The sequence below is a fragment of the Tropicimonas sp. S265A genome (assembly GCF_049800835.1).
GTDB lineage: Bacteria > Pseudomonadota > Alphaproteobacteria > Rhodobacterales > Rhodobacteraceae > Dinoroseobacter.
On sequence record NZ_JBNAFU010000008.1, the window covers coordinates 86,254 to 112,261 of the forward strand.

The 26,008-nt window shown below is 61.6% G+C and carries 21 protein-coding genes; 14 read left to right on the plus strand and 7 right to left on the minus strand.

All coding sequences use genetic code 11. From position 1 onward, the window contains the following. Positions 1-105 precede the first annotated feature (105 nt). From ACP15N_RS17015 to ACP15N_RS17030, 4 genes are read right to left on the minus strand one after another with little or no spacing between them, the layout of a single operon-like run. On the minus strand, positions 106-1,221 hold the full coding sequence (locus tag ACP15N_RS17015) for an acetate/propionate family kinase (protein WP_425093539.1): 1,116 nt from the start codon (positions 1,219-1,221) through the stop codon (positions 106-108). Further along, a complete protein-coding gene (locus tag ACP15N_RS17020; protein WP_425093540.1) occupies positions 1,218-2,249 on the minus strand; it encodes a YeiH family protein in 1,032 nt (343 codons plus the stop codon). The genes ACP15N_RS17015 and ACP15N_RS17020 overlap by 4 nt, the downstream gene beginning before the upstream one ends. Positions 2,250-2,255: 6 nt before the next feature. After that, positions 2,256-4,034 (minus strand): sulfoacetaldehyde acetyltransferase, encoded by a 1,779-nt coding sequence (gene xsc, locus ACP15N_RS17025; protein WP_425093541.1) that lies wholly within the window; start codon positions 4,032-4,034, stop codon positions 2,256-2,258. Between the two features lie 33 nt (positions 4,035-4,067). Next, on the minus strand, positions 4,068-5,738 hold the full coding sequence (locus ACP15N_RS17030; RefSeq protein ID WP_425093542.1) for a GMC family oxidoreductase: 1,671 nt from the start codon (positions 5,736-5,738) through the stop codon (positions 4,068-4,070). Between the two features lie 59 nt (positions 5,739-5,797). Here ACP15N_RS17030 and ACP15N_RS17035 point away from each other — a divergent pair, with 59 nt between their 5' ends. The 4 genes from ACP15N_RS17035 (at position 5,798) to ACP15N_RS17050 (ending at position 9,952) form a co-directional block, all read left to right on the plus strand. After that, the gene (locus ACP15N_RS17035) at positions 5,798-7,027 is read left to right on the plus strand and encodes a TRAP transporter substrate-binding protein (protein WP_425093543.1); all 1,230 of its coding nucleotides are present in this window, start codon (positions 5,798-5,800) and stop codon (positions 7,025-7,027) included. A 109-nt stretch (positions 7,028-7,136) separates the two neighbouring features. Continuing rightward, the gene (locus tag ACP15N_RS17040) at positions 7,137-7,805 is read left to right on the plus strand and encodes a TRAP transporter small permease (protein ID WP_425093544.1); all 669 of its coding nucleotides are present in this window, start codon (positions 7,137-7,139) and stop codon (positions 7,803-7,805) included. Continuing rightward, positions 7,805-9,163 carry a TRAP transporter large permease gene (locus tag ACP15N_RS17045; protein ID WP_425093545.1) on the plus strand — a complete coding sequence of 453 codons (1,359 nt, stop codon included), beginning with the start codon at positions 7,805-7,807 and terminating at the stop codon, positions 9,161-9,163. Before ACP15N_RS17040 ends, ACP15N_RS17045 begins: the two co-directional genes overlap by 1 nt. 9 nt (positions 9,164-9,172) lie before the next feature. Then, a complete protein-coding gene (locus ACP15N_RS17050) occupies positions 9,173-9,952 on the plus strand; it encodes an IclR family transcriptional regulator (protein ID WP_425093546.1) in 780 nt (259 codons plus the stop codon). 14 nt (positions 9,953-9,966) lie between these two features. On the opposite strand, the gene ACP15N_RS17055 is transcribed toward ACP15N_RS17050, so the two are convergent. From ACP15N_RS17055 to ACP15N_RS17065, 3 genes are read right to left on the minus strand one after another with little or no spacing between them, the layout of a single operon-like run. Next, positions 9,967-12,411, minus strand: coding sequence for a GcvT family protein (locus tag ACP15N_RS17055; protein WP_425093547.1), 2,445 nt, complete (start codon positions 12,409-12,411; stop codon positions 9,967-9,969). Next, entirely contained in the window at positions 12,408-14,855 is a 2,448-nt protein-coding gene (locus tag ACP15N_RS17060; protein WP_425093548.1) for a GcvT family protein, read from the minus strand. Before ACP15N_RS17060 ends, ACP15N_RS17055 begins: the two co-directional genes overlap by 4 nt. Beyond that, positions 14,852-16,234: an aspartate aminotransferase family protein gene (locus tag ACP15N_RS17065; RefSeq protein ID WP_425093549.1), complete on the minus strand. Its 1,383-nt coding sequence runs from the start codon at positions 16,232-16,234 to the stop codon at positions 14,852-14,854. Before ACP15N_RS17065 ends, ACP15N_RS17060 begins: the two co-directional genes overlap by 4 nt. Before the next feature lie 241 nt (positions 16,235-16,475). Between ACP15N_RS17065 and ACP15N_RS17070 the strand changes: the two genes are divergently transcribed. From ACP15N_RS17070 to ACP15N_RS17115, 10 genes are all read left to right on the plus strand, one after another. After that, on the plus strand, positions 16,476-17,951 hold the full coding sequence (locus ACP15N_RS17070) for a PLP-dependent aminotransferase family protein (RefSeq protein ID WP_425093550.1): 1,476 nt from the start codon (positions 16,476-16,478) through the stop codon (positions 17,949-17,951). A 63-nt stretch (positions 17,952-18,014) separates the two neighbouring features. Further along, entirely contained in the window at positions 18,015-18,245 is a 231-nt protein-coding gene (locus tag ACP15N_RS17075) for a hypothetical protein (RefSeq protein ID WP_425093551.1), read from the plus strand. A 90-nt stretch (positions 18,246-18,335) separates the two neighbouring features. Next, positions 18,336-20,495: a protein kinase domain-containing protein gene (locus tag ACP15N_RS17080; protein WP_425093552.1), complete on the plus strand. Its 2,160-nt coding sequence runs from the start codon at positions 18,336-18,338 to the stop codon at positions 20,493-20,495. A 132-nt stretch (positions 20,496-20,627) separates the two neighbouring features. Continuing rightward, positions 20,628-21,056, plus strand: coding sequence for a hypothetical protein (locus tag ACP15N_RS17085; protein WP_425093553.1), 429 nt, complete (start codon positions 20,628-20,630; stop codon positions 21,054-21,056). Position 21,057: 1 nt separating this feature from the next. Then, positions 21,058-21,693, plus strand: coding sequence for a MotA/TolQ/ExbB proton channel family protein (locus ACP15N_RS17090; RefSeq protein ID WP_425093554.1), 636 nt, complete (start codon positions 21,058-21,060; stop codon positions 21,691-21,693). Continuing rightward, entirely contained in the window at positions 21,690-22,121 is a 432-nt protein-coding gene (locus tag ACP15N_RS17095) for an ExbD/TolR family protein (protein WP_425093555.1), read from the plus strand. The genes ACP15N_RS17090 and ACP15N_RS17095 overlap by 4 nt, the downstream gene beginning before the upstream one ends. Beyond that, positions 22,118-22,522: an ExbD/TolR family protein gene (locus ACP15N_RS17100; protein WP_425093556.1), complete on the plus strand. Its 405-nt coding sequence runs from the start codon at positions 22,118-22,120 to the stop codon at positions 22,520-22,522. Before ACP15N_RS17095 ends, ACP15N_RS17100 begins: the two co-directional genes overlap by 4 nt. A gap of 133 nt (positions 22,523-22,655) precedes the next feature. Beyond that, positions 22,656-23,858, plus strand: a complete 1,203-nt coding sequence (locus ACP15N_RS17105) for a DUF4384 domain-containing protein (protein WP_425093557.1) — start codon at positions 22,656-22,658, stop codon at positions 23,856-23,858. 41 nt (positions 23,859-23,899) lie between these two features. Further along, entirely contained in the window at positions 23,900-25,018 is a 1,119-nt protein-coding gene (locus ACP15N_RS17110) for a class I SAM-dependent methyltransferase (protein WP_425093558.1), read from the plus strand. Positions 25,019-25,105: 87 nt separating this feature from the next. Beyond that, the gene (locus ACP15N_RS17115) at positions 25,106-25,972 is read left to right on the plus strand and encodes a M15 family metallopeptidase (RefSeq protein ID WP_425093559.1); all 867 of its coding nucleotides are present in this window, start codon (positions 25,106-25,108) and stop codon (positions 25,970-25,972) included. The last annotated feature ends 36 nt before the right edge of the window (positions 25,973-26,008 follow it).

The following is a 26,008-nucleotide window of genomic DNA, read 5'->3' on the forward strand; positions in this document are numbered from 1 at the left end:
TCTACAAGGTTCACCGGCGCGACGCCACGCGCCTGTGACGCGCAAAGTGACCGGACAGATAGCCAAGGCGGCGAAGAAAGCCCCGTGTCAGTGTTCTGGACCTCGTCAAAGAAAGCGTTTGGCCGCACGCAACAACTGATCTTCTTCATCCGCAGGCTGCACCTTACATTCAATTCCGGTTCCTTCGCGCCCCGGCAGAAAGGACAGCCCTTTCATGACGGCGTGCCGGATATCGGCGGCGTTCTCACCGATCCCGCCGCTGAACACCACACAATCCAGCCCGCCCATGACACCGGCCATCCGGCTGATCTCTTCAACAGCGCGGGCAATGAAGAACGCGATTGCATCCCGCGCATCGTCTGAGTCAGACGCCGCCAGATCGCGCATGTCGTTCGAGAGTCCGGACAGGCCGAGCAAGCCCGCTTCGCGATAGAGAAGTCGTTCCAGGCTGTCTGCATCATGCCCGTTCCTGAGCAGGTGCAGCAAGACACCGGGGTCGATATGCCCGCACCGGGTGCCCATTGTCAGCCCGTCCAGCGCAGAGAACCCCATGCTGGTCGCTAAGGCCCGTCCGTTTTTGACCGCCGTAACAGAGCATCCATTGCCGAGATGTGCGATGGCGATTGCGCGCTCCTCAAGCGGAAATCCGTCAGCGATCAGGGCCGACGTGATCGACTCGCAGGCGATCCCGTGGAACCCGTAGCGACGCACGCCCTCGGTGTAGTAGCGTTTTGGCAAGGCGATGGCCTGATGAATCCATGGCTTGCCTGCGTGGAACGCAGTGTCGAAACATGCAACCTGAATGGCCTCCGGATACCGCGCGCGCGCAGCGTCGATTGCAGCGAGGCCATGTGGCTGGTGCAGGGGGGCAAGCGGGACCAGACGTGTCAGATCGCCCACCACGTCCGGTGTGATGCGCACCGGATCGGTGAAGATGGCGCCCCCATGCACAATCCGATGACCTATGCCGCGCACAGTCAGGCCGGGGCAATGTTCTGCCAGCGCATCGAAGAGGACCGTCAATGCCTGCTGGTGCGTCGCGTCAGGCAGTGCCTGGCGAGAGGAGGGTCCTTGAGCAGGCTTGAGGCTCAGCACACCCTGCTCGGACCCGAGGCGTTCCGCGCTGCCGCCCAATACAGGCTGATCGAGGGCATCCGCCCGCGCAATCACGAACTTGAACGAAGAGCTTCCGGCATTCAGGGCAAGCAGCGCGTCGGTCACGGCGAAAGATCCAGAAAATAGATGCCAAGCAAAACCAGACCTGCCAGGAACAGCGTCTCGGCCACGATGAGCGCAATGGCCCCACCGCCAACCTGCAGGACGTTGCGCAGATCGGTCTTCATACCCACCGCTGCGATGGCCGCCAGCAAGGCCCAGGACGACATCTGCGCCAAGACACCTGCGACAGCCGCCGGGATCAGGTTCAGAGAATTGAGAATGGCAAGGCACAGAAATCCGACTACGAAGGTCGGCACAATCGGCGGGCGTTTGCCGTCGACCGGCTCTGCCGAACCATGCCACCAGAGTGCAATCAGCACCACGACCGGCGCGAGAAAAGACACCCGGATCAGCTTGACCAGCGTTGAGGTTTCGCCCGCAGTTTCCGAAATGGAAAAGCCCGCTCCGACAACCTGTGCCACATCGTGCACGGTCGCACCGATGAACGCGCCGGCTGTGACGTCATCGAACCCCAGTGCGGTGGTGAGGATAGGATAGACGATCATTGCTGCGGTCGACAGGACAGTGACGCCCAGCACTGTGAACAGCAGGTTGCGCTCCGACCGCTCATCCTTGGGCAGCACCGCCGCGATTGCCATCGCGGCTGAAGCTCCGCAAATGGCCACTGCCCCTGCCGTCAGAATCGCGAAGCGCGGTCCCTGTCCGATCACGCGCGCCAAAAGCACCCCGAACAGGATCGTTGCCACGACCCCGGTCACCAGCAACGCGATCATTCCCCATCCGAGGGACATCAGCATCTCGGCGCTCACCCGCGCGCCAAGGATCGCGACGCCGACCCTGAGCACGGTTTGCGCCGTGAACCCGATGCCCGCTGCTGTCGGGCCCGGCTCGCTCAGGAAATTCAACGCAATCCCGAACAGCAGCGCCATGAGCATTGCGGGGGCACCGTAGTGTTCGGCGACGAACTGCGCTGCCAGCGCCACGATCAGGGCCACCAGAACGCCGGGAAACAAGGCTTTGGCGCGCTCGGCCAGTCTTTGGCCGGGCGCTCGAGGAAGATCGGATGTCATTTCGGCCTAGACGGCCTCGTCCATCATATCAGCCGGGTCTATCCCAGCCACAGCCACGGGTTTTTTCATCGCGTCGCGGCGGAAGGGTTCGCCAAGCTCCTGATTGATCATGGCCTCGATCAGGGTTGTCACGCCGTTCTCCATCTGGTCCGTGATGGCCTGGCGGAGGGCTTCGGTCAGTTCCTCCTGCGTGCGGGCAACCACGCCCTTGAGCGAGCAGGCCTTGGCGATCCCGGCATAGGAAACCTCTTCGTCCAGTTCGGTGCCGACGAAATTGTCATCGAACCAGAGGGTCGAATTCCGTTTCTCTGCGCCCCACTGGTAGTTGCGGAACACGATCTGGGTGATGGCGGGCCATTCGCCGCGTCCAATCGCTGTGAGTTCGTTGACCGCAATTCCAAAGGCACCGTCCCCGGCAAACCCGACCACCGGGACGTCGGGGCAGCCGATCTTGGCACCCACAATGGCAGGCAGGCCGTAGCCGCAGGGGCCGAACAGACCGGGGGCAAGGTACTTGCGGCCCTCTTCGAAGCTCGGGTAGGCGTTGCCGATCGCACAGTTGTTCCCGATGTCGGAGGAAATGATCGCCTCCTGTGGCAAGGCTGCCTGGATGGCGCGCCACGCCATCCGCGGGCTCATCCAGTCCGGTTTGGCGGCGCGGGCACGCTCGTTCCAGGTTGTGCCCGGGTCGTCATCCTCGTGATCCATGGAGGACAACTGCTGCGCCCAACGCGACTTTGTCTCGGCGATCTTTGCAAGCCGTGCGTCGCGCCCTTCGTCCCCGGCGGTATCCGAGAGCTTGCCGAGTATGGCGTCAGCCACTTTCGCCGCGTCCCCGACAATGCCTACGGTGACCTTCTTGGTCAGGCCGATCCGGTCCGGGTTGATATCGACCTGAATGATCTTGGCATCCGCAGGCCAGTATTCGAGCCCATAGCCGGGCAGGGTTGAGAACGGGTTCAGCCGCGTGCCAAGGCACAAAACAACGTCAGCCTCGCTGATCAACTGCATCCCGGCCTTCGAGCCATTGTAACCGAGCGGCCCGGCGAACAACCGGTGCGAGCCCGGGAACGCATCATTGTGCTGGTAACCGACACAGACCGGCGCATCGAGGCGTTCTGCAAGCGCCTTGCTTGCAGCGATACCGCCTTTCGACAAGACCACGCCTGCGCCGTTCAGGATCACCGGATTGCGTGCCTCCGACAGAAGTTTTGCTGCCTCGGAGACAGAGTTCTCGCCGCCACCCGGGCGCTCGAATTCAAGGGCTGTCGGAATGTCGATGTCGATGACTTGGGTCCAGTAATCCCGGGGTATGTTGATCTGCGCCGGCGCGGACAGGTGCTTTGCTTTCGCGATCACACGGGCCAGAACCTCAGCCACGCGCGACGGGTCGCGTACCTCTTCCTGATAACCCACCATATCCTCGAACAGGGCCATCTGTTCGACTTCCTGAAATCCACCCTGACCGATTGTCTTGTTCGCGGCCTGCGGTGTGACCAGCAGCAGCGGCGTGTGGTTCCAGTAAGCGGTTTTGACCGCAGTGACGAAGTTGGTGATGCCGGGCCCATTCTGCGCGATCATCATCGACATCTTGCCGGTCGCGCGCGTATAGCCATCCGCCATCATTCCGGCGCTGCCTTCGTGGGCGCAATCCCAGAATGTGATGCCCGCGGTCGGAAACAGGTCCGAGATCGGCATCATGGCCGATCCGATAATCCCGAACGCATGCTTGATGCCGTGGCGTTGCAGCGTTTTGACGAATGCCTCTTCGGTCGTCATTTTCATGATGGTACTTCCCCTAATGCAATATCAGCTGTGTCAGGCGACGCTGTTCACAGCGCCCGTCTTGCGGTCCTCGAGAATCATGTCGGAAGCTTTTTCTCCGATCATGATTGCCGGGGCGTTGGTATTTCCCGAGACGATCTCGGGCATGATGGAGCAATCTGCGATCCGTAAGCCGCCGATCCCGTGGACGCGCAAACGCGCATCGACAACGGCATCTTTGCCGGAGCCCATTTTGCAGGTTCCGGTCGGATGATAGATCGTGGTGGAGTTGTTTCGAGCCCAGTCCAGCGTGCCTTCATAGTCCTCCAGATCGAGTGCGCCATCTGGCCGAAATTCCTCTGATATCTTGTGCTTCAGTGGTGCGTGGCGTGCAATCCGCCGGGCTATCTTGATGCCTTCCACGATGGTTCGGCAATCGGTTTCTGTCGACAGGTATCTGGGGTGGATTTTCGGGTAAACCGCCGCGTCAGCGGATGCGAGGCGGATCTCTCCGCGGCTTTCGGGCCGCAGTTGGCAGACCGACATCGTGAAGGCCGAGAACGGGTGTACCCCGTCGCCGGGACTGTCGGCGGACCACGGTTGTACGTGGAATTGGACATCCGGAGTCTCGACATGATTGCCCGTGCGCATGAACCCCGTGGCAAGGCTCGCTGCCATCGTCATCGGTCCTGCGCGAAACAGCGCGTATTTCAGGGCGATGCGGGCCTGGTTGAAAAGGCTGCGCACCTCGTCATTCAGGGTGGGTTCGTTGCACTTGAAGACCAACCGCGCCTGCAGATGGTCCTGCATGTTCTTGCCCACGCCGTGGAGGTCGGTCACCACTTCGATGCCCTGATCTTGAAGCTGCGCCGCCTCTCCGATGCCGGACACCATCAGCAGTTGCGGAGACCCGATTGCCCCCGAAGACAGGATCACTTCGCCCCTTGCCCTTACGGTTTTCTCCGCGCCGGAGCCGTCCCTGTAAGCAACGCCTGTGGCCCGTTTGCCGTCGAACAGAATCCTCGACGCAGCGGCCCGCGTCACGACCGTGAGGTTCGGGCGGGACCGCACCGGCTTTAGGAAGGCCACGGCGCTGGAACAGCGCCGACCGTTCTGCGCAGTCAGCTGAAAGTAGCCGACCCCCTCTTGTTTCGCGCCGTTGTAGTCGGGATTGAACGGATAACCCGCCTCCTGTGCGGCTGCGACCCACGCGTCACAGATGGGCCGCTGCAGGCGCATGTTCGACACTGCCAGCGAACCTTGGTCGCCGTGGAAATCATCTGCTCCGCGTTCCTGCTTCTCGGACCTTTTGAACAGGGGCAGCACATCATCCCAGCCCCAGCCGGGATTGCCCATTTGTGCCCATCGATCATAATCCTGCGGCTGTCCACGCACGTAGAGAAGGCCGTTCAGCGAGGAAGAGCCACCCAGAACCTTGCCGCGCGGCCAATCCAGCTGCCGCCCGTTCAGGCCTGGGTCAGGTTCCGTGCGGTAGCACCAGTCGACCGACGGATTGTGCATGGTTTTGAAGTAGCCGACGGGGATGTGAATCCACGGGTTGATGTCGCGCCCACCGGCCTCAAGCAGGACGACCGTAACATCGGGCTGAGCGCTCAGACGGTTCGCAAGAACACATCCCGCCGAACCTGCGCCAACGATGACATAGTCTGCTTCCACGCCACTTTTCCCCTCAACTCTGAAAAAACGTCTATGCAAAACGGCCATACCAGTCTAGCCTTTTTTGAAAAGAAACGTCTCAAAAATTGCTAATATGGGAGGAAGCAATGGGAGTCTATGATCGTATCAAGGGGGTCTCGAGAAGAGATTTCTTCAGGATTGCTGGCACTTACGGGATGAGTTCCACGCTCATGGCGGCGGGTGCTTTTGGCGGCGCCATGACTGCGGCGAACCTCGCGAAGGCCGCCGAATCGACTTACAACAAGCGCTTTGCCAAGGAAGCGAAGCACACGCTCAAGTTCGGCGCGGCGGGCTTCAACCCGCAGAACCTTCTGATCGAGAGGGCAGGGTGCCTTGAGTTCGCGCGCGACCTCGAAGAGCGGACGGATGGCGAGATCCGGGTGGAGTTCATCGGCAACAACCAGATCTGTGGCCAGCTCTCCTGCGTGGAAAAAGCCCAGCAAGGCATCATCGACATCTACGCTGCCTCCACGCAGAACTCCGCAGGCGGTGCGCCGTACCTGAACGTGCTTGATTACGCGTACATGTTCCGCAGCCGCGCGGATCAATACTACTTCATGTACAGCCCGGAATCGCAGCGCATCCTGCGCGATCCGTTCGAGAAGCGGCATGGGTTGAAGTTCCTGTTCACCCATGCGGAGCTGCGGGGCATCCAGCTTGGCCTGAGCTGGCAGGACAAGCCGACAGTCACCTCGATCGAGCAGCTTGCCGGGACCAAGAACCGTGTCACAGGCACCCAACTTGGCCGCATTGCCATGAACGCCCTGAACCTCAACCCCGTCCCGGTCGCATGGGAGGAAACACTGGATGGACTCAAGCAAGGTCTGATCGACGGCGCGGAAACCTGGGCGTCTGCTGTGGCCTACGCCAACATGTCGCCCGTGGTCAGCCAGTGCGTGGATCTGCGTTTCTTCTGCGGGACCGAGCACACCGCCATGCGCACCGAAACCTTCGACGGGCTTGGCGGCGAGCTGCAGGATGCGGTCATGGAAGCCTCCTACCTGACGCAGGTGCACGTCCAGGCGGCGAACGAGGCTGCGTTGGTCAACACGGTCGGCTTCACTGACCCGCCCATGCCGGGCACGATCTTCGCCGAAAACAACGTGCGGGTCGCAAAACTGTCGGATGCAGAGATCAAGAAAGCCGAGGAAATGTGCTCGCCCGAGTATCAGCCGGCCCTGTGGGAGCAGTGGCGCGAGCGGATTAACGGCTGGGCCGGTGGCATCGATACGTATCAGGACATCTACAACGAAGTCCGCAACAACCCGCACACACTCGCGGAAAACGTCGAGCCGCGCCGCTGGTGGAAAGGCTGAGGCGGCACAGTCGTAAACCCTGACCAGCCCCGCCTGCGCGGGGCTGGTCCATCACACGAAAAACAGACCGGACAAATCCGGCGTTTTCAATTCAAGGGAGGAGGGGCAGATGGCGATCTGGTCCGATCTGAGCGCTTTGCTGAGCGCCTTGGCCAGTCAGGATTCCTGGACGATCCGGCAGGCCCTTGCACCTGACACGGTCTACATCTTCGGCGCAGTCTTTCTGATGATTTCGGGACTCGCGCTGGCGTGGATCTACCATCATGTGCCGATCGTCGAACGGTATTTCGAACGCACTGTGATGGTGGCCTGTTACCTTCTGACGGCCGGGATCATTTTCTGGGGAGTCATTGACCGGTTCGTCTTTGCCAACCAGCAGCCTTGGTCAACCACGATCCCGCCGTTTCTGTTCATGATCATGGCGCTGTTCGGAGGCGCCTACAACATCCGGATGCGCACGCATCTGAGCTTTTCCGAGTTCCGAACGATCATGCCGCGCAAGGCGCAGTTTGCCTGCCTCTGGCTCGATTTCGCATTGTGGTTCGGCTTTGCACTGATCCTGCTCGTTACGACCCTCCGCGTGGTTGCGTTGTCCGCATCGAACTTTCAAATCGTGCTGGGCACTGACAACACCATGCAGTGGTGGTTCCTGCTATCTGCGCCCGTGGCAGCCACGCTTATGGCCGCGCGCGCGGTCGAGAACATCGAAGACGACATCAGGAATTTCCGCACCGGACAACCGCTGATCAAGCAGGCCGTGATCGGGGGGGACACGTGATGACCGATGGAACACTTGTCACGCTGATTTCCGTCGGGGTCACGTTCCTGTTCATGCTGGGTGTGCCGGTGTTCCTGGTCATTGCCTATTGGGTGGTCGGGTGTTCGTTCGTGCTGGGCCTTACGCTTGACAACATGGGCGCCGAGATCCTGAACGTGTTCAACAAGGGTTTTGCGCTGCTTGCGATGCCGCTGTTCATCCTGACCGGTGACCTGATCAACAAGTCCGGGATCGCGCGGCGTCTTTCGGATTTTGCCTATGCCTGTCTCGGATGGTTGAGGGGCGGTCTGGCCATGGCTTCGCTTGGCGCGTGCGGGCTCTTTGCCGCCATCTCGGGGTCAAATTCCGCCACGACGGCGACGATCGGATCAATGTTGCATCCCGAAATGGTCAAAGGCGGCTATGACGAGCGTTTCTCTGCGGCCACGGCGGCCGCCGGTGGTACCGTGGGCATCATCATCCCGCCCTCGATCATCTTCATTGTCTACGGGTTCCTGATGAATCTGCCGATCTCCGACCTGTTTGTGGCGGGAATTCTGCCCGGTGCTTTGATGGTGATCGGCATGCAGCTTGCCTGCTGGATCATCTGCCGGATCAACGGTTGGGGATACCTGATCCCGTTGCAGATCAATCGCGTCCTCAAAACCGCGTTCGGCGCGTGGCTTGGGTTCTTCGCCATCGGTCTGGTGCTGTGGGGTATCTACACCGGGAAATTCTCGCCAACCGAGGCGGCTGGCGTCACGGTCGGTTTCTGCATCATCGCAGGGCTTCTGTCCTGGGTGGTCAGCCGGTTCATGAACCGCGATCCAAACCGCACCTGGGAAGACAAGAGCTATGGCGAAATGCTTGTGGTCGAGGGTTTCACGCTCTGGCAGGTGCCGGGCATTACAATGCGGTCAGCAGAGATCACGGGCATCCTTGCGCCGCTGATCGCGATTTCCGTGGTCATGCAACAGATCCTGTCGCTACTGGGCGCGCAGCAGGTGATCGGGGATTTCGTCACGTCCATGGGGGGGTACTATGCGGTGCTGTTCACGGCGATGGTGATCGTGTTCTTTTCGGGCATGGTGCTCGAGTCCCTGCCGGTGACAATCATTCTTGCGCCGATCCTTGCCCCCATCGCGGCAAGCGTCGGGATTGATCCCATCCATTTCTCGGTCATCTTCCTTGTCGGCGCCTCCATCGGGTTCATCACGCCGCCATATGGGTTGAACCTCTATGTGGCCTCAGGGGTGACGGGGGTGCCGTATTTCCGGCTGCTGAGGTACACGGTGCCCTATCTGGTTGCACTGATCAGCGTTTGGGTATTGGTTTCTCTGACCCCCGAACTGGCGCTGTTCCTGCTGCCAAACAGGTGAGACCGATGCATGCCCGATGATTCCGCCTCTGACACCAAAGGGCAGATACCGACAAATCTGCGCCTGCTGTTGATCCTCGAAGAGGTGTCCAGAGCGGGTGTGCCGGTCTCTCCTGCTGCGTTGTCAGAGGCGTTGGGTCTGCCCAAACCAACGATCCACCGGCTGCTGACGACCGCAGAAGAGCAAGAGTTTCTGCAGCGTGACATTGATGGCCGCTCCTATGGGCCGGGCCGCAGGCTCCGGCGTCTGGCGGGCAACACGCTCTCGTCGCAGCGGCTGAGAACAGAACGGCTTCTGATCATGCAGGCACTGGCGCGAGAGGTCGGGGAAACCTGCAATCTCGCAGCACCCGGGCGCTTCGGAATGGTCTATCTGGACCGGGTGGAGACGCTCTGGCCACTGCGTATTCAGTTGCCGGTGGGCACGCAGGTGCCATTTCATTGCACCGCAAGCGGCAAGATGTATCTGTCATCGCTGCGCACGGACAAGCTGAACCGGTTCCTGTCTTGGATGGACCTGAAGCCCGTCACGAAGCGGACGATTTCCGACAAGGATGTGTTGGTCGAAGAACTGGGGAGCACACGCGCACGGGGATATGCCACAGACGATGAAGAATTCATGGACGACATGGTCGCCGTCGCCGTGCCGCTGCGCGACAGCGAGGGGCGGTTGCTGACCACCTTGTCGATGCACGCCCCGCGGCAGCGCCATGACCTTGCCAGTCTCAGCAAGATGATCCCGCAACTGCGCGAAGCCGCCGACCGGCTGGAGACCTTGGGTCTCAATTGACCAAGGTGGTCTGGTCAGGCGCGCATGCGCGCGTGCTTGGGATCATAGAGTGGTGATTTCGAAGGCTCGGCAGGAATGCGCTCCCCGCCGATATCGATCTCGTAGGTCGACCCCATCACATCGGCCATGCTCTCACCCTCGGAGGGCACATAGGCCATTGCGATCCCGCCACCCAACGCGTGGCCGTAATTGCCTGAGGTCACGATGGAAACGATCTTGCCGTCGCGCACCAGCGCTTCGTTATGGAACACCATTGCGTCCGGCTCGGTCAGACGGAACTGCAGCATGCGGCGGGTCAGACCGCTTTCCTTGCGGCGCAGCACTGCGTCACGCCCGATGAACTCTCCCTTGTCGGGTTTGACGGCAAACCCGAGGCCTGCTTCCAGCACATGATCCTCGTCGGTGATGTCGTGGCCGAAATGCCGAAAGGCTTTCTCGATCCGGCAACTGTCCATCGCGTGCAGCCCGCAGAGCTTCAGACCCACATCCTGCCCGGCCTCATGCAGGGTTTCGAAGACATGGGCGGCCTGATCGGCGGAGACATACACTTCCCAGCCAAGCTCGCCCACGTAGCTGACCCGGTGCGCGCGGGCGAGGCTCATGCCGATCTCGATCTCCCGCGCGGTACCAAAGGGATGCGCGTCGTTCGAAAAGTCGTTCGGGCTCACCTTGTTCAGCAAGGCGCGCGAGGAAGGGCCCATGACGCAGAACACGGCCTCTTGTGCGGTAGCGTCGTAAATCACCACCTGCTCGTCGCGCAGGTGGCGACGTAACCAACTCAGGTCACGCACCACTGTCGCAGCAGGCACCACCATGACGAAGGCGGTCTCCGACAGGCGCGTCACGGTCAGATCGCTTTCGATCCCGCCGCGCGCGTTGAGCATCTGCGTGTAGATCAGGCTGCCTGCGGCCACATCGACGTTGTTCCCGCACATGCGTTGCAGAAACGCGCAGGCGTCAGGTCCTTCGACACGGATTTTCCCGAAGGAGGACATGTCGAACAGTCCGACGTTTTCGCGCACGGCCATATGTTCGGCGCGCTGGTTTTCGAACCAGTTCTGGCCTTTCCAGTCATAGCGGTAATCGCGTTCCTGATCCGGGGCAGCGAACCAGTTCGCGCGCTCCCACCCGGCGAACTCGCCAAAAACCGCGCCGTTTGCCTTGAGGTGCTCGTGGATCGGGCTGCGCCGGATGCCGCGCGCGGTTTCCGGCTGGCGGTAAGGGTAGTGATCGGCAAAGAGCAACCCGAGGGACTCGGTGACCCGTTCCTTGAGGTAGCGCCTGTTGCGCTGGAACGGTTGTGCACGCCGGATGTCCACATCCCACAGATCGAACGGCGGCTCGCCATCGTTCATCCACTGCGCAAGCGCCATACCCGCCCCGCCGGAGGACACGATCCCGATGGAATTATACCCCGCCGCGACCCAATACCCCGCCACTTCCGGGGCCTGCCCGAGGTAATAGCGATCATCGGGTGTGAAGCTTTCGGGGCCGTTGAAAAACGTGTGGATTCCGGCCGTTTCAAACATCGGCATGCGGTGCATCGCCTTTTCGAGGATCGGCTCGAAATGCTCGAAATCCTCGGGCAGGCTGTCGAACTCGAAATCCTCCGGAATGCCCGACATGCCCCAGGGCTTTGCGCGCGGCTCGAACGCGCCGAGCAGCATTTTGCCAGCGTCTTCCTTGTAATAGGCGCACTCGTCCGGCACCCGCAGGACCGGGACAGACCGCAACCCGGCTACAGGCTCAGTCAGCAGATAGAAGTGTTCGCAGGCGTGCAAGGGGAGTGTCACGCCGGAGGCCGCGGCAAGGTCTCGACCCCACATCCCGCCACAGTTTACGATGATGTCGGTTGCGATGTGACCTTCCGCTTCGTCGGACGACCAGTGCACCCCGGTGACGCGTTTGCCGTCGTCCTCCACCGCCGTGACCTTGATGCCCTCGCAGATGCTGGCGCCGTTCATGCGCGCGCCCTTGGCCAGCGCCATGGCGATGTTGGCCGGGTCGCATTGCCCGTCCTTGGGCAGGAACACCCCGCCCAGCAAATCATCCGTTGTGAGGTGCGGGTAGAGTGCCTTGACCTCATCGGGTGTGACCACTTCGGCCTCGACCCCAAAGGTCTTGGCGAGCGTCGCCTGACGTCGAATTTCCTCCCACCGGTGGTCGGTCAGGGCGACGGTGATCGAGCCGTTCTGTCGCATGCCGGTGGCGACGCCGGTCTCCGCCTCCAGCGTGGTGTAAAGTTCGGTCGAGTATTTCGCGAGGCGTGTCATGTTCTGCGACGGGCGCAGTTGCCCGATCAGACCGGCCGCGTGCCACGTGGTGCCGCAGGTCAGCTGCTTGCGTTCCAGCAGGACCACATCCGTCCAACCCAGTTTCGCCAGATGGTAGGCGACGGAACAGCCTGAGACACCGCCTCCGATGATGACCGCGCGGGCCCGCGACGGAGGAACCTTCATGCACGGAGCCTTTCGTTTTTCGGATCCCAGAAGGGCATTTCCCGCACGGTGGCCTGATGCAGATCGCCAAAGATATCGATGTCGACAACCGTGCCGGGCGTCGTCAGATCCGCGCGCAGCATCCCGATCGCGAGCGAGGCGCCGACCCGGTGCCCCCAGCCGCCACTCGTTGTTTCGCCAACGAGTTCGCCATCTTTCCAGAGAGACGCCATATAAGGCGCGTCCAGCCCGTTCGCATCGATGACGAGCCCAACCGCGTGCTTGGTGGAACCGGTCGCACGTTCCTCCAGCAGCGCGTCACGCCCCGGAAAGTCCGTGTTCTTGTCCAGATCGACGAACTGTTCCAACCCGGCCTCGAACAGGGTGTAGTCGGTGGAGAGGTCCTGTTTCCACCCGCGATAGCCCTTCTCAATGCGCATGCTGTCCAGCGCGAACATGCCAAAGGGGCGGACGCCCGCTTCGCTTAGCGCGTCCCAGATAGCCGGGGCCGAAGCGCTTGGGCAGTGCACCTCCCATCCCAGTTCCCCGGCAAAGCTGACCCGCAACAAGCTGCATGGTTGCCCCGCGACGGTTCCGTCGAAGCTGGCGCTCAACCACGACCTGCACAGGTCATGTCCCTCGGTCAGGGGCGCAAGGACTTCGCGCGCCTTGGGGCCCGTGACCAGCAAACAGTCCATCTGGTCGGACAGGTCGGTCATGGTGATCCCGTCGGGCAGGTTGTTTGCCAGAAGCGCACCGTCATGCCATTGCGCCGCGGCGGCTGTGATCAGGTCCACCTCTTCTTCAGAGCGCACGACGACGGTCATCTCTGTCACGATGCGTCCGCGCGTGTCGGCGAAATAGGCTAGCCCGACGCGTCCGGGTTTGGGAAGCCGCGACACGGTCAGCCCGTCGACAAACGCGCGTGCGCCGCTGCCGGTCAGTTTGAACCGTGTGAAGCCGGTGATTGGCAGCATCCCGCAGGCGTCGCGGACGGCGGCGACCTCTTCAGCCACGCGGGCATGCCACGGGCCGTTGCGCTCCCATGTCAGGGTGGCGGCTTCGGACGTGTCGTCACCGGCTTTGGCAAACCAGTTTGCGCGTTCCCAGCCGTTGAACACGCCGAACACGGCGCCGGCCTCTTGCAGGCGCGTATGGAGGCTCGATTGCCGCTTGTCGCGCGCCGCAGGCCAGACGTGGTGGGGGAAGTCCATGGCGTATTCGTGGCCGTACACTTCCATGCCCTTGGCATCGCAATAGGCCTGATCTGCATACCCGGTGAACCGACGCGGATCGCAGGACCACATATCCCACTCGGTTTCACCTTGGGTGATCCATTCGGCCAGCACTTTCCCAGCCCCGCCCGCTTGCGCGATGCCGAAGGTGAAAACGCATGCCTCGAATGCGTTGGGCACGCCCGGCATGGGACCGATCAGGGGCAGGCCATCAGGCGTGTAGGGGATCGGGCCGTTGATCACCTTGAAAAGCCCCGCCTCCCCGAGAAGTGGAACGCGCGCCATCGCATCCTCAATGTACCATTCCAGCCGCTCCAGATCGTCTGGATAAAGCTGGAAGCTGAAATCGTCCGGCATCGGGTCGGACGGGTCCATCCAATGGCCTTTGCAGTTCAGCTCATAGGGCCCGAGGTTGAAGCCGTTGATTTCCTGTCGCAGGTAATACGAGCTGTCGACGTCACGCACGATGGGCAGCTTGCCGCCATGTTCCTCTGTCCAGGCTTTGACCTCTGGGACCTCTTCGAACAGCATGTACTGATGGCTCATCACCATCATTGGAACAGTGCGCCCGCCGAAAGGTTTGAACATCTCACCCAGACGTTGCGCATAGTATCCGGCGGCATTCACGACAAACTCGGCGCGCACCGTACCCTTGGGCGTCTCGATCACCCACTCGCCTTTGTCACGGGTGATCCCGGTGGCGGGACAGAACCGCGCGACTTTCGCACCAAGGTTCCGCGCCCCTTTGGCCAGCGCCTGTGTAAGTTGCGCCGGATCGATATCGCCGTCGAACTGATCGTAAAGCCCGCCTGCCAGATCATGGGTTTCCAGAAACGGGTAGTGGTCTTTCAACTCCTCCGGGGAAAGCAGGTCGTAGGCCATGCCCTGCGCCTTCGCCATCCCGCAGGCGCGTTTGAATTCCTGCATCCGTTCCTTGGTGTGAGCCAATCGAAGGGAGCCCGAGACATGATAGTTCAGCGGATAGTCCACCTCCTGCGCGAGACCGCGGTATAGCTCGGTCGAGTAGCGCTGGATGTTCATGACGCCCCAGGAGGGCGAAAAGGTGGGCACATTGCCGGCCGCGTGCCATGTGGACCCGGCGGTCAGTTCGTTCTTCTCCAGAAGCAGGCAGTCGGTCCAGCCAGCCTTTGCCAGATGATAGAGGCAAGAGGCACCAACTGCACCTCCGCCGATGATGACGACACGCGCGGTGGACGGCAGCGCGCTCATGCGGTGAACACACGGGCCAAGGCGTCATCTACTGCGTCCGTGATCGCGTCGATATCGGCTTCCCGAGCGATCAGCGCGGGACTGAAACACAAGGTATTGTTGAAGCCGGGGATCGAGCGGTTGGTGGCGCCGATGATCACGCCTTGCGCCATGCAATCTGCAACGACCGCCTGAACGAGCGCCTCGGGGGCAGGCTCACGCGTGTTGCGATCTGCAACCAGTTCAGCGCCGCAGAACAGCCCCACGCCGCGCACGTCGCCAATAGCAGCGTGCTTTTCGGACAGGGCCTCCAAGTTGGCGCGCAGGCGTGCCCCCATCTCGGCGGTGTTTGCCAACAGATCCTCCTCCTCAACGATCTTCATATTCTCGATCGCGGCTGCGGGACCGGCGGTACACCCCCCGAAAGTCGAGATATCGCGGAAGTAATCCATCGGGTCTTCGGGCGCTTCCTTGAAGGCCTCGAACACCTCTTCGGTCGTCACCAAACAGGCGATGGCCGCATAGCCGGAGGCGACCCCTTTGGCCATTGTCACGAAATCCGGTTTGATCCCGTAGTTCTGATACCCGAACCATGTGCCCGTTCTTCCTACGCCGCAGACAACCTCGTCGATATGGAGCAGCACATCGTATTTTTCGCAGATCTGCTGGACACGCTCCCAGTAGCCTCGCGGGGGCGGGATCACGCCGCCGCCTGCGGTCACCGGCTCCAGGCAGAGCCCGCCCACGGTGTCCGGCCCTTCGCGCAGGATCACCTGCTCGATCTGGTCTGCGGCCCATTCGCCGTAATTCTCCGTTTCGACCTGCGCACGGTACTCGAGGCAGTGCGGGACCGAGACGAAACCGGGTGTATAAGGGCCGTATTGCGCGTTGCGCTCTTGCTGACCGCCGGCTGACATCGCCGCGATGCTGGAGCCGTGGTAATCCCGCTCGCGGTAGAGGATCTTGTGCTTCTTGCCGCCAAAACGCTTGTGCGCGATCTGACGGATCATCTTGAAGGCCTTTTCGTTGGCTTCGGTGCCCGAGTTCACGAAATACACGCGGCTCATTCCGGGCATCTTGTCGATCAGCATCTCCGCAAACCGCGCGCCGGGGACGGACCCGGCGGTCTGGGCAAAGTAGTTCATCTTGACCAGTTGATCGCGAACCGCATCGGCGATCCGCTCGCGTCCATAGCCGACATTGACCGTCCAGACCCCGCCGGAGACCGCATCGAGGTGCTCCTTGCCTTTCTGGTCCCAGACACGCATGCCCTTGCCCTCGACAATAATGCGCGGGTCGCTTTTCTCGAACGGTTTGTGCTGAAGCAGATGATGCCACAGATGCGCGCGATCCGCTTCGATTACGCGCGAAAGATCATTCGAAGTAAGCTGCGTGTTCATCGGTGCGCTCCTGTGTGTGTCCGGTCCGTCAAGAACCAAGTATCCCCGAACAAGCTGTGCCTTAGCCGGGCAGGGCGCAATAGGGCCAGACAGGCGCGTCGGATAAGGCCAGATTGGGCGAGGCCCGCCGCCGCGGACGACTCCGAAGGCCAGACACCCGACACAGCGCCGGCCATTTCGCACGTCTCGATCGTTCTGGACCTAGATGCGCCATGATTTCTGGGGCACGGTAGGTCCAGATATGACCATACACGCCCAAAGCATTCATCTCGATACCACGCCCGGCGGAACGCTTCAGCACCGGATCAAACGCCGCGTGGTCGATGGCATTCTGTCTGGTGAGTTCCAACGCGGGGAGAGGATGCCATCGAGCCGCGCGTTGGCCCGGCACCTCGGTGTCAGCCGGATAACCGTCACCTTCGCCTACACTGATCTGGTGGCGGACGACTACCTCGTGGCGCGGGGCCGATCAGGGTATTTCATCTCGCAAACCGCACCCGTCGCCCCGAGTTTCGACCTGAAGCCACCTACGGATGCCAACCGCGTAGACTGGACGCGCCATCTTGCGCGCCGCGTGCAGGATCACGCCGGAATTGACAGGCCGAGACACTGGCAGAACTACAAGTACCCCTTTGTGTACGGACAGGCCGACCCAACGCTTTTCGATCACCGGAATTGGCGGCAATGCGCGCTTCAGGCGCTTGGGCAAAGGGACTTCGACTCCCTGACGATGGATCACTACGAGCGCGATGATCCTCAACTGATCGAGTATATCCGCCGCAACATCCTGCCGCGCCGGGGCATTTCCGCAGCCCCCGAGAACATCCTTATCACGATGGGTGCACAGAATGCGATCTGGCTTTGTGCGCAGCTTCTTCTGACCCAGCGCAGGCGCGCCGCGATAGAAACGCCGGGGTATCCGGGGCTGCGCCAGATTCTTGACCAGACGCGCTGCAAGACGGTCAGGATTGACGTCGATGATCAGGGGTTGCCGCCGGATCGCCTGCCGGAGGACATTGATGTGCTGTTCACCACGGTCAGCCACCAATGTCCGACCAACGCGACGATGCCGATGTCCCGTCGCAAAGAGCTTCTGCGTCTGGCACAAGAACGAGAGTTCATCATTGTCGAGGACGACTACGAGTTCGAACTGGCCTTTCAAACCGCGCCGTCGCCCGCCCTGAAATCGATGGATGACGCAGGCAACGTCATCTATGTGGGATCCTTCTCAAAATCTCTCTTCCCCGGGTTGCGGCTCGGGTTCCTCGTCGCGCCGACCGTCTTCGCGCAAGAAGCCCGCAAACTGCGCACGACCGTCTTGCGCCATCCGCCGGGCCACATCCAGCGCACCGCGGCGTATTTCTTGTCGCTTGGTCACTATGATGCGCAGATCAACAGAATGCAGAAGGCCTATCAGCGCCGCCGCAAGGCAATGATCGCAGCCATAGAGGAGCACGAGCTGACCCCGGCAGGGCCTGCGGAGACCGGCGGTTCATGTTTCTGGATGCGGGCGCCCGAAGGGATAGACACACGCGATCTGGCGCAACGGCTTTATGCGCGTAGCGTGGTAATTGAGCCGGGTGAGGCGTTCTATGATCCGGCGACCGCTCCTCGGCATTTCTATCGGCTGGCCTATTCCTCCATCGATGCAGACCGGATTGCCCCCGGCATCAGCATACTTGCAGATGAGATCGCGCGCTCAGTCTTCAGGAAATGACCGGGAGCCATGCGTCCAAAAGCCTTGAGAAAACCCGACACTCGAAGCTCTGACGCCTCATCCATGCCGTTTGCTTGTTGGGGTCTGACAGGCGCATGGGGCCGGGAGAACGGATTTAACCGGCGTGCGCCCGAAACCGCTGCGCAGGTTTTGACGTTTGATGACGATCGTCTGAGACCTCATGTGCGCGTCGCGCTTCAGGAGCATAACGTTCTGCAAATCATTGAAGTCTATTCAGTATCCGAGCGGTTGCGCGGTATCTTCTATTGCCGGAGAGGGGACGGGGTGAAATAGTCGCTGCAATCAGGGCGTGCGGTCTTGCAAGACACATCGAACGTCAGGGGCTGAGGGCCACGTCTGGCCTGCACGATTGGAGAACCTGAAATGACCTCGTTGAAAGAACCGCGCCCCGACGATGTTTTCCAAGTGGGAACGATCCTCAACAACACCTATGAAATCAAAGGGCTTCTGGGGCGCGGAGGCACAGGCGAAGTCTATCTGGCGCATCACCAGATCGTGGACCGTGAAATGGCGGTCAAGGTGCTCAACTCGGTGTTCTCGGGCAACGAGGATTACCTCGCTCTGATGAAGCGCGAGGAGCAGATGCGCATGATTGTGCACGACGCGGTTGTGCGGTACAATGAATGCTCTCGGACCGATGACGGGCACGTGTATCTGGTGATGGACTATATCGAAGGCCCGTCGCTGCATGACGTCATGCTGGAGCGCGCGCTGTCTTCAGACGAACTGCTTGTGGTTGCACGTCATGTGCTCGAAGGGCTGGTGGCAACCCACGGTCAGGGAATCGTCCACCGTGATCTGTCGCCGGACAACATCATCCTTCGGCAGGCGCGTCCTGAGAAGGCCACGATCATTGACTTTGGTATCGCGAAGGACACGGCCGCCGATGCCAGGACAATCGTTGGCAACGAGTTTGCCGGAAAATACGAGTATGCCGCACCCGAGCAACTTGAGGGTGACGCAACGGTCCGATCCGACCTTTATGCGCTGGGCACGTCTTTGTTGGCGGCGTTGCGGCGTAGCATCCCGAATGTCGGCTCATCGCTGGGCGAGATTTACCGCACCAAGCAGGAGCCGCTGGACCTGTCGGATGTTCCGCCCGAACTGTACGGGCTGCTCAGTCACCTGACGGCACCGGATCCGGCGGACCGACCGCAAACGGCGCAGGAGGCGCTTTCCCTGCTGAGCGGTGCGACGTCAACGGATAGTGTTTCGGCGTCTGACGCAGCGACGGTGATCGTAAACCCGTCAAAGGTTAATTCGGGCAAGGGTGCGCAGGTCGGCTCTGGCACGACCGAGGCCGGGAAAGGTGGCGGCGGCAGGCTCCTCCCGGTGCTCGGTGGGGCGGCGCTGATCGCGGCAATTGGGGGCGGTCTCTGGGTGTCGGGCGTGCTTGTGCCCGGGCCGCCGCTTGCCTCGCCCTATGTGTTTGCAGCCAGTCTGGATGACGCCGGTGCGTCGGTTTCCGGAAATGTCCCCAGCGAAGAGGCTTCCGTGACGCTGGCTTCGGCCTTTGCGCGGGCCACAGGCGAAGCCGTGCCGCCGGACAACCTGACGATCGCCCGTGGGGCCCCTTCGGACGCATGGCCCGACCGGCTCGCGATGCTCGCGCAGATGATCGCAAGGCTGGAGACATGGTCGCTGGAGTTTCAGGACACTAGCGGTCGTCTGACCGGTCTTGCGCCCGACGCACTGCTGCGGGACGAGGTGATCGCCCGGGTCGAAGACTGGGCCAGCGCGTCGGGTGCGCGCATGTCCTATGACGTGCTGGCCGGGCCGAGGGAGTTGCCGTCGGAAACCCTGCAAGCGGACTTGGACCAGCTTGGAACCTGCGGAGCTCTGCGTCAGGACGCCGGTCCGGGTGCGGTGTATCAACTGGGCGACCGCGTGACCGTTCGTGGCTATCTGGCTCAGGCACGAGATGCCGAAGTCTTGCGACTGACCCTCGCAGACATTGTCGGAGATCGGGATCTGACCCTCGACACCACGGTTCTCAACGAAGATGTCTGCGCCATCCGCGCCGTATTGCCGCCGATGTCCACGGACTTCGAGATCAGCCTGATCAATGGGGAAACCGGGGTCGTTTCAGAGGATGGCGTCTTTCGGACCGGCGAAAATCCCGTTGTCGATGTCGAATTGCCGGTCGCGCTCGAAGAGGGATACCTGTGGGTCATGGTGGTCGACAACACCGGAAAGGTGTTTCACGTCCTGCCCAATGCCTACGACAACCAGCAAGAGCTGTCTCTGCTGGGGGCGGTCGAAGGCGACATGCGGCGCATCCGGGTTTTGTGGTCTCTCGAGGAGGTTGGGGAAAATGCAAACCGGCTCGCGGTCGAGGTGATCGAAGGCGAGTATGGCAAGAGCGAAGTGATTGCCATTCTCTCCCGCGAACCGCTGTTCCAACTCAGGCGTCCGCGGGACGAAAACATCGTGTCGGTTGCCGAAGCCCTGTCGAGCCGCCTGGCGCTGCGCGAGGATCTCATCCTCGGGATGTCGGCCAGAACCATTGAATCCAGACCCTGACCGGGGTGGAGCGGTTTAAAACTTGATCGCGCCGACCCGCGCGGGCAGCATACCGCGGGATGGGCCTTGATGTTTCTTCAAGGCAGGTCTGATTGGGCCGGGGTCAACAGTGTGGCTGGGCCGGGGGGAGATATGTTTCGAATTGGAATGGTTTTTGCGGTGTCCGCATGCCTGGCGGCCCCGGCACTGGGTCAGGAGAGCGCGATCGACGGGCCTCTGGTTGTCGAGTTGAACAAGCTCGAGCAGGGGGAGGGGGACGTGTGCCGCGCCTTCTTTCTGTTCCGAAATGGAACCGGGCGCGCATTCGAAGGGTTCGAGGTTTCCTTTGCATTGCTGGACCAGGGCGGCGTGATCGACCAATTGCTGACAGTGGATGCGGCGCCCTTGCCGGTCGCACGGACGACGCTCAAGCTGTTTGAGTTCCCCGATGTCGCCTGCGGTGATATCGCAGAGCTCCTGCTGCATGAGATCGGTGCCTGTCGTCCCCAGAACGGGGAGGAGTTGGACTGCTTCGAGTTCATGGAACTTCAAAGCAAGGCCTCTGCGGCCCTGGTGCAATAACGTGGGCGGGCTGAACATCTCGGATATGGGCACTGTCGCACCGATCCTTCTGGTGTTGCTGGGTCTGTCCGTCGCCAGCGTCGCAATCATCTTCGCCAGAGCGATCGCTTTGCGCGGGGTGGCCGCTGAAAACGCGGCGCGCGAGGCGCTCTTGGCGTCGCTGGAGCGCGGAGACATTGCACAGCCCGGGTTTCAGGCTGCCACCCCGGCCGACCGCGTCGCCCTTCGCGCTGCCGAGCTGTTTGACCTGAGGGCGTCGTCCGACCTTGTGACCTCAGACCTGACGGGGCTGGGCAATGCAGAGGTTGCCAGAATGGCCCGTGGCCTTCGCCCGCTTGACCTGATCGGGATGATCGCACCGCTCTTGGGGCTTTTGGGAACAGTTCTGGGCATGATCCAGTCGTTCAGGTCGCTGGAGCTCGCCGCAGGGTCAGCCAATGCATCGATCCTGGCGGGCGGGATCTGGCAGGCCTTGCTGACCACGGCCGCCGGACTGGTCGTGGCCATTCCGGCGCTGGTTGGTGCGAGCTACCTGTCCGGTCGTGTCGAGGCGGGTACCCTGCGCATCGAACGGGTCATCCAGCGGGCAAGCGTTGCCACCGCGCGCCGCACTGATAGCCGTCGTGCCGCCGAATGATCGTGCTCAGTCAGCGGTGGCGCAAGGCGCGGTCGGTGTCGCTGGTCCCGCTGATCGACATTCTGTTCATTCTGCTGATCTATTTCATGGTGACGTCTGTCTACCTTGATCTGGACATGATCCCCGTCAGCGAAACTGGCGCCCAGTCAGAGCAGTCTGCCGTGCCCTCTGCGCAGGGGACAACCGGCGCGACCGTGTTGGTGCGCATTGATCGCGGTGGCGATCTCCGTCTGCGCGGTCGGATCATCGGGCCCGACCAGTTGGCCACCCTGCTTGCAACGCAGCGTGCTGCAAATCCGGACTTGTCCGTATCCATTCTGCCCAGCCCCTATGCGCCCGTGCAGGCGCTGGCCTCAGCGCTCGATGCGGTGGCAAGCGCAGGCGTGACGGAGTCGCGGATCCTGCAACTAGAAGCAAGGTCGGAATGAAACTCGCGCGCCGCCACCACGCCCGCATGACCGAACCGGTGATCGTTCTGGTCGATGTCGTGTTTTTCCTTTTGTGCTTTTTCATGTTGGTCAGTCGGCTGGATGCAACGGCCCCGTTCGAGGTGTCGCCGCCCGTCGCGGCCTCGGGGCGTGACATGCCAGGTGGCGGCATCACCATATCGGTTTCGGAAACAGGCGCTTTGGCGGTGGACGGACGCACCGTCTCGACAGAGGAATGGTTTGCAGACGTGGCCGAAATCGCCCGGTCTGAAGGAACCGGACTGATACGGATCAATGCCCATGCGGGCGCACAGGTGCGCTTTGTGATGCCCATCATGACCGCACTGGAACGCGCGCAACTGGGAGATACCGTCATCGTTGTCACCCCGGCGGCGCAGTAACGGCATGGGAACCGCGCCGCGCCTTGCAACTGGTCTAGTGCTGTCTTTGATCGCGCACGGGATAGCGGGTATCGCACTTTATTGGGCCGTTTTGCCACGAGCCATTCCACAGCAGGAAATGCCCGCTCTGGAAATGATATTGCAGACGGCGCAGGTTCCGCAGACGCAGGCAGTCGTGCGAGACGCCGAAAGTGATGCTGCACCGGAAACGACGCCGGCGGCCGGGGTGGCCGTGGGCGATCTCATTCCGAAGCGCGAGGCCCGATCCGCAACGCCAGATGGCGCGTCCCTGAGTGCGGCGCGCCCGCCCTCCGGCAATGTGGCGGCAGAGGTTGCAACGCAGTCGGCTCCTGCGGTCGCGCGTGTATCAGCACCAGAAAAGTCAGTGCTGGCGATCCGACAATCAGCGCCCGCGTCCAAGGGCATCGAAGTGGCGGCTGCCGTGCTGCCGCAACTCGCACCGGACGTCGGTTCGGCCAGCGCAACCGGCGTGTCGGCCCCGGGGGCGCGCCAAGGTGCTCTGCCCGATGCCCGGGTCGCCTCTGCGATGGCCTGGAGCGGGGCGGGGCAGCTTGCTCTGGACTCCGCCGGATTGCTGGCACTAACCGCTTTCGTCGCGCCACAGCAGGCGGGGCAGAAAGGCGAAGACCTGCGGGACAGTGTTTTCGAGGTGTTGTCGTCGGTTCCCTGTGCACGGTTGCAAACGGCGTTCAACGCAGAAACCGGGGCGTTGGAATTGCGGGGGCACTTGCCCGATGCGGGGTTGCGGTCGGAGTTGACGGCGGCTTTGCGCGCCCAGATTGGTGACACGCTTGCCGTGGAGGACAGCCTGCAACTCCTGCCGGAGCCACAATGCGGAACGCTTGGCAAGCTGGACGCGCTCGGACTGCCGCAATCGGAAGAGCAGTTCACGGATCCCTATCTTGTCGGCGCAAACCTTTTCGCACGGGAGTATGTCTTTCGCGATGGCGACCGAATGGTGATCGACCTCGAAGGCGCAGACTATCCCGCGTATATCTACCTCGACTACTACGATGCAGACGGCAACGTCCTGCACCTGATACCCAACGATGTGATCGGGTTGCGCCGTTTCGCGCCGGAGGAGTCGTTCAGCATTGGCGCGGCCGGAAGTGGCTTGGAACTGATCGTCCAGCCGCCATTGGGGCAGGACATTGCGGTTGCGATTGCCAGTGACACTCCGCTCTATGATGGGTTGCGACCTTTTGAGGAACCCGCTGCCGAGTATCTGGAGTTTCTGAAGAGTCAGGTTGCGGCGGTGGCGCCGGACCGCGCAGAGTGGGTGTATTTCTTTGTCGAATCCGTTGCGGGGAACTGACTTTCGGATCGACGCAAATCTTCAAGACCAAGGACACATGTATGCTGGCAACGATAGAAGAGGTGGACCGGGATTTCCAAGCGGTCCGCCAGCAGGTTCAGTCCTTTGCCGATGACATGGCCACGGAACTGGAGAAGCCGTTTTCCGAACGCGCCCCCGATGTGGCCGAGAGCTTCACACGCCGCGCGCTGGCATTGAAACAGACAGTGACGATGTTGGTGCACGGGGCCACGCATGCGAGAGCAGTCGCTATGCGGAACGCACCGGATGATGGCCCCGAACGGCTTCGCATCAACCAGATTGGTCATGCCACGCAGGACATCAGCAGCCGCGCCATGAGTTGGCGGGCGCGGATTGATCCGGTGACGAGGTGTTTCGTAAACCAGATAGAAGGACATTCGGTCCCTCTTTACGGACCGGAGCCCGAGCCGGATGACCCGATCGAAACGGTTCTTTTCCTGATGGATCGTGCGCAGGTGGCCCTCGACTATGCGGCCAACCCTCTGGACCAGCACGAGGACGCGCAAACGTTGGGCTGCTTTCCGGATATTCGGCTTAAACCCAGCGAATTCTCCGCGCATGCGCTTGCGGCCTATCGGGTAACGCTGGCGCAAGGCCTGTTCCGCCGCGCGCGGTTCCTTGATGTCGGATGTGGGGGCGGAGGCAAGGTTCTGATCGCCAGTCAGGTGTTCCAACACGCCGATGGCCTGGAATTCGACCCCGGTTACGCGCAATCGGCCCGACGGCTGTTGGAAGCGACCGAGGTGGAGAACGGGGATATTCTCGAAGGCAACGCGTTGGAGTTCGAAGGCTATGCGAACTACGACGTTGTGTATTTCTTTCAGCCGATGCGCGACACCGAGTTGTTGATCAAGCTGGAGCAGCGCATCGCAAGCTCGGTGCGCCCGGGCACGGTTCTGATCGCGCCATATCTGCAATTCCGCTCACGGGCGGAAGACCTCGGATGCCGCCGGATGGATGGCCACATCTACATCGCCGGGGCCACCCAGACCGAGGTGGATGACTTGCAACAGGAGGCCGAGCGCAAGGGGGCGAAACTCGGCGACAAGCCCAAGCTGGGGGCGTGGGATGATGTCTGGGCGAATGTATTGAATGCATTTCTGGCAAATGGTTTCACGCTTCAATCCGGTACGAAATAGGTTGCCTTGATGCCGCGAGGCAGTATCGTCCTGCCCAAGTGCTGATCGGGCGTGAGGGTCGATGAAGCGCACGTTGAAAGGAATTTCATGCGTTGGCTGCCCGCGATCATTCTTGCCGTAGCGATCCTGCTCGCACCGGTTGTGTGGCATCTCTCCCGCTCTTTTCTGGTTGATACGAGCGTCGCGCCGGGCACGAGCGCGGTGGACAGCGGGGCGCGTATCGATATCGAGTTGATGCGCGGCGAGCTGGCTGCGCTGCGGGCGGAAAACGAACAGATGCGAGCGGATATCGCAGCCTTGTCCGACCAGATAGCGGCGGTTGTTGCGCAAGGGCGCGGCGCCGGAACCGGCGATGCTGTGTTCGATGACAACAACGCGCTTTATGATGATGGCGACAACAGTATCATTGACGCTTACGCTCAGGTCGTGCTGATCGCGGACAGGCGCAACGTCAACCGCGGTCTGAACGTGCCCAGCCGCAGCTACCTCATAGAAACCCTCGGACGGCCCCGGGACGAGTTGTCGGATGAGTGCCAGAGCGTGACCAATCCCGCCTTTGCCGCCCGCGTGTTTCAGGGCGATGTCGGACCGATCAAGGTGCGCATGTTGCAGCCTGCGGTGGAGTCGTTGACCCGTGTATTCGAACGCGTGCGAGAAACCGATCAGGACCTGTATGATCGCATCAATACCTCAGGGTCTTTGTGTGTGCGGCGTATCCGGGGAACGCAAAGCACGTATTCCTCGCATGCGTTTGGACTGGCGCTCGATCTCAACATTGATGGACGTCTCGACAATTTTGCCGATGGCCGCACGCAGCTGGGCCTGACCATTTTGGCCGATTTTTTCCGCGAGGAAGGCTGGATCTGGGGCGCGGGGTTCTCGCGCGAGGACAGCATGCATTTTGAAGTAAGTCGTGAGTTGCTGGAGGAGTGGCGCGCGCAGGGATTGATCTGATCGCAGCCGTGCCGGCAGCGACGCGACAAAGCAAGA